This window comes from Blautia sp. ZXY-1-B12 (genome assembly GCF_056339915.1).
The window spans coordinates 1-4,636 of sequence record NZ_JBWJVP010000153.1; the positions used below are offsets into that span (position 1 = coordinate 1).

Sequence of the window (4,636 nt, forward strand, 5' to 3'; positions counted from 1 at the left end):
TTTGTATCTTTGCTATTTCTACAAGCTTCTCCAATTCCTGTGGCTTTTGCTTAAGAAACATCTCTTGTTTTCCTGCTTCTTTATATATTGCGGCAATCAAACCAAGAATATCTGAATCCCACTTTTGATTTCTGATCTCAGAATAATTAAAATTTCTCATTCCCTCACCTCTCTTTTATTCCCTTATAGCCATGAGCAAAACTCCACACATTCAGTATTTATGCGGGTTTGCGAGGCATGGCAACATCATTAATCACTTCAAATTTATAGTAACAATCAGCTCCAAATGATATAATTAAGTTGTCAAAATCAATTCACCGAAAGGAGCTGATTGTTATCTATCGTCAAGAAATTTTGAAAGACATTCGTCTTTTCACTTCACAACCAGTTGCAAAGTTTTATGATTCTCTTTTTTTGAATCTTGATTTATCCTTTGTTCCGGAATTCCCCAAGACAGGAAGGAAAGGCTTTTCAAATCACGCTATGATTTGTTCCTTTATTGTCATGAAATGCGAAGGCTTCTCCATGATTTCCGATCTTGTCGATTATCTTCACAATAATCTTCTGATTGCGCATTTTTGTGGCTTTGATATTTCTCGTCCACTTCCTTCTTATTGGACTTTTGATCGCTTCCTGAAAAATTTCGATAACAAAGTTCTCTCTGAAATCATGAAAACTCAGGTGTTATTCCTTTCTAAAGAAGGTATTGTAGACACTTCTTTTATTGGCTTAGATTCAACCCCTGTCTCTGCAAATACTTCACAGAATAATCCGAAATCTTTTCTCTCAAATAAGTTTAAACCCGGAAATCAACCAAGGGCGGATTCGGATTGTAAACTCGGCGTCCACACTGCATCCAATCAAACGAACGAGAAAAAATATGAATTCTATTGGGGCTATAAAAATCATGTCCTTGTAGACTGTATTTCAGGTCTTCCTATTTATGAAATGACCACAACCGCGGAAGTTCATGATGCTACCGTCGCTTTAGATATCCTTGCTGCTACCCATTCCTTTCAACCAATAACGGACTGCACATTCCTTGCCGACAAAGGTTACGATGTCAAAAATATCTACAATCAGGTTAAGGATCTTTACAATGGAGAATGTATCATTCCATTAAACAAACGTAATTCCAAAAATCCGAAACTTCTTCCTCAAGGGAATCCCATTTGCGAAGCAGGGCTTGCCATGTGGAAGGATGGTAAGTTTTCCGATTGTGGTCGTACCCGTCAAAAGTTTTGTTGTCCTCTAAAATCAAGTAAAGATACCGTTTGCCCATGCCACCACAAAAATTTCTATAATGGTAAAAAGCATCGTGGCTGTACGAAATATCTCACCATTCCTGATGATTTAAGACTTTCCATTGATAGGGACAGCAAATATTTTGAAAGTAATTATTCACTCCGCACAGAATGTGAACGCTATAATTCGCGTTTTAAAAATACTGGTCAGGAGCGGATGTGGGTGAGAAATAAAGCGTCTGTCACAAACTTAAACACACTTGCCCATATCAGTTTACTGGCAGTTGCCGTTGCCGCAATCACTAGACATTCTGGTCAGTCTTATCGCAAACTAAAAACAATAAAACGAATTGCTTGATTAAAAATTTCTCATAGTCTTATAATTTCGTAAGTTACGAAATTATAAGACTATGAGAAATTTTTAATCAAGCAATTCGTTTTATTGTTTTTAGTTTGCGATAAGACTGACCAGAATGTCTAGTGATTGCGGCAACGGCAACTGCCAGTAAACTGATATGGGCAAGTGTGTTTAAGTTTGTGACAGACGCTTTATTTCTCACCCACATCCGCTCCTGACCAGTATTTTTAAAACGCGAATTATAGCGTTCACATTCTGTGCGGAGTGAATAATTACTTTCAAAATATTTGCTGTCCCTATCAATGGAAAGTCTTAAATCATCAGGAATGGTGAGATATTTCGTACAGCCACGATGCTTTTTACCATTATAGAAATTTTTGTGGTGGCATGGGCAAACGGTATCTTTACTTGATTTTAGAGGACAACAAAACTTTTGACGGGTACGACCACAATCGGAAAACTTACCATCCTTCCACATGGCAAGCCCTGCTTCGCAAATGGGATTCCCTTGAGGAAGAAGTTTCGGATTTTTGGAATTACGTTTGTTTAATGGAATGATACATTCTCCATTGTAAAGATCCTTAACCTGATTGTAGATATTTTTGACATCGTAACCTTTGTCGGCAAGGAATGTGCAGTCCGTTATTGGTTGAAAGGAATGGGTAGCAGCAAGGATATCTAAAGCGACGGTAGCATCATGAACTTCCGCGGTTGTGGTCATTTCATAAATAGGAAGACCTGAAATACAGTCTACAAGGACATGATTTTTATAGCCCCAATAGAATTCATATTTTTTCTCGTTCGTTTGATTGGATGCAGTGTGGACGCCGAGTTTACAATCCGAATCCGCCCTTGGTTGATTTCCGGGTTTAAACTTATTTGAGAGAAAAGATTTCGGATTATTCTGTGAAGTATTTGCAGAGACAGGGGTTGAATCTAAGCCAATAAAAGAAGTGTCTACAATACCTTCTTTAGAAAGGAATAACACCTGAGTTTTCATGATTTCAGAGAGAACTTTGTTATCGAAATTTTTCAGGAAGCGATCAAAAGTCCAATAAGAAGGAAGTGGACGAGAAATATCAAAGCCACAAAAATGCGCAATCAGAAGATTATTGTGAAGATAATCGACAAGATCGGAAATCATGGAGAAGCCTTCGCATTTCATGACAATAAAGGAACAAATCATAGCGTGATTTGAAAAGCCTTTCCTTCCTGTCTTGGGGAATTCCGGAACAAAGGATAAATCAAGATTCAAAAAAAGAGAATCATAAAACTTTGCAACTGGTTGTGAAGTGAAAAGACGAATGTCTTTCAAAATTTCTTGACGATAGATAACAATCAGCTCCTTTCGGTGAATTGATTTTGACAACTTAATTATATCATTTGGAGCTGATTGTTACTATAAATTTGAAGTGATTAATGATGTTGCCATGCCTCGCAAACCCGCATAAATACTGAATGTGTGGAGTTTTGCTCATGGCTATAAGGGAATAAAAGAGAGGTGAGGGAATGAGAAATTTTAATTATTCTGAGATCAGAAATCAAAAGTGGGATTCAGATATTCTTGGTTTGATTGCCGCAATATATAAAGAAGCAGGAAAACAAGAGATGTTTCTTAAGCAAAAGCCACAGGAATTGGAGAAGCTTGTAGAAATAGCAAAGATACAAAGTACCGAAGCATCTAATGCCATTGAAGGCATTATCACTACAAGTACTCGTATCAAACAACTCGTGGAAGAAAAGACAACTCCAAAAAATCGTGATGAACAAGAAATTGCTGGCTATCGCGATGTGCTTAATATTATCCACGATAGTTTTGATGCTATTCCTATTTCTCAAAACTATATCTTGCAGCTTCATAAGATTTTATATAGCCATATGAATAATCCTATGGGTGGCAGAACTAAAGGTGTACAAAATTATATAAGTGCAACCTATCCGGATGGACATGTAGAGACATTATTTACCCCGCTATCCCCATTTGAAACACCAGAGGCATTGGATAAAATCTGTCAGGAGTATAATCGTGTGATCGGAAATATGGAGGTAGAACCTCTAATTGTTATTCCTATTTTCATCCATGATTTTCTGTGTATCCATCCATTTAATGATGGTAATGGCAGAATGAGCCGTCTGCTCACCACATTACTTCTATACAGAAACGGCTTTTACGTGGGAAAGTATATTTCTCTGGAAGCCAAAATTGCCAGGAATAAAGATCTCTATTATAGTGCACTTTCTCAGGCACAACACGGATGGCATGAAGGTACTGAGGATGTTGTTCCTTTTATTAAATATTTGCTTGGAACCATTCTTGCAGCTTACAAAGATTTTGAGGATCGCTTCTCTCTCGTCGAAACGAAGCTTCCTGCTCTTGAGATGGTAAGACAAGCCAGCATGTATAAAATAGGACGTTTCAATAAACAGGATATTCGGGAACTCTGCCCTACACTTAGTAACAGTTCTATAGAAAAAGCATTCAGAGATCTTATCGCATTAGGTGAAATACAAAAAGAAGGTAAGGGTAAAGGAACCTGTTATTTCAGATTAAAGTAATCCCCCTTTAAGTTTTATTTCCCTTATTTGCGTTGCGTTTTTAAGGGAATCATTGAGACATTAAGCGAAAGCATCTCTCCCGAGGTGCTTTTCTTATACCATTAGGAAGGCGATTAATGGAAATTTTAACTGGAATATTTATATAAGAAAAACGAGCTTTTTCGGAAATCTGACGTCGGATTGGGATTCTGTGTGTCGATTCCCACAAAGCCCTGATTCGGGCTTCAATCTACAGTTATCCCGATTGTGCTCCCCCGAAACCCGAAAGGAAAATGGCCAGCGTACCCGACCTATGGCTGTCAGGGGTCGCCAAAAGCCTAGCCTCCAGTCATTCTTCCTCCAGGTGTGCCAGACGAAACCGTTAAGGACCGCTTCTGTATCGTCCATACGCCAGACGATCAGGGCGTCTTTGTCTTTGCAGATAATTCTTTTCTTTTCAGGTCTGGCAGAGGGTCTCCTTACCAGGAGGTTGTTCCGG

The 4,636-nt window shown here is 38.4% G+C and carries 3 protein-coding genes and 1 pseudogene; 2 read left to right on the forward strand and 2 right to left on the reverse strand.

The features are described from left to right. Window positions 1-160, reverse strand: a pseudogene (locus AC075L_RS07970) (Fic family protein); the annotation flags it as partial. A gap of 140 nt (window positions 161-300) precedes the next feature. Between AC075L_RS07970 and AC075L_RS07975 the strand changes: the two are divergent. Then, complete coding sequence (locus tag AC075L_RS07975) at window positions 301-1,602, forward strand: transposase (RefSeq protein WP_118340187.1); 1,302 nt, start codon at window positions 301-303, stop codon at window positions 1,600-1,602. 67 nt (window positions 1,603-1,669) lie between these two features. On the opposite strand, the gene AC075L_RS07980 is transcribed toward AC075L_RS07975, so the two are convergent. Beyond that, the gene (locus AC075L_RS07980) at window positions 1,670-2,971 is read right to left on the reverse strand and encodes a transposase (protein WP_118340187.1); all 1,302 of its coding nucleotides are present in this window, start codon (window positions 2,969-2,971) and stop codon (window positions 1,670-1,672) included. Window positions 2,972-3,111: 140 nt separating this feature from the next. On the opposite strand from AC075L_RS07980, the gene AC075L_RS07985 reads away from it, so the two are divergent. Further along, entirely contained in the window at window positions 3,112-4,158 is a 1,047-nt protein-coding gene (locus AC075L_RS07985) for a Fic family protein (protein WP_161234258.1), read from the forward strand. Window positions 4,159-4,636 lie beyond the last annotated feature (478 nt).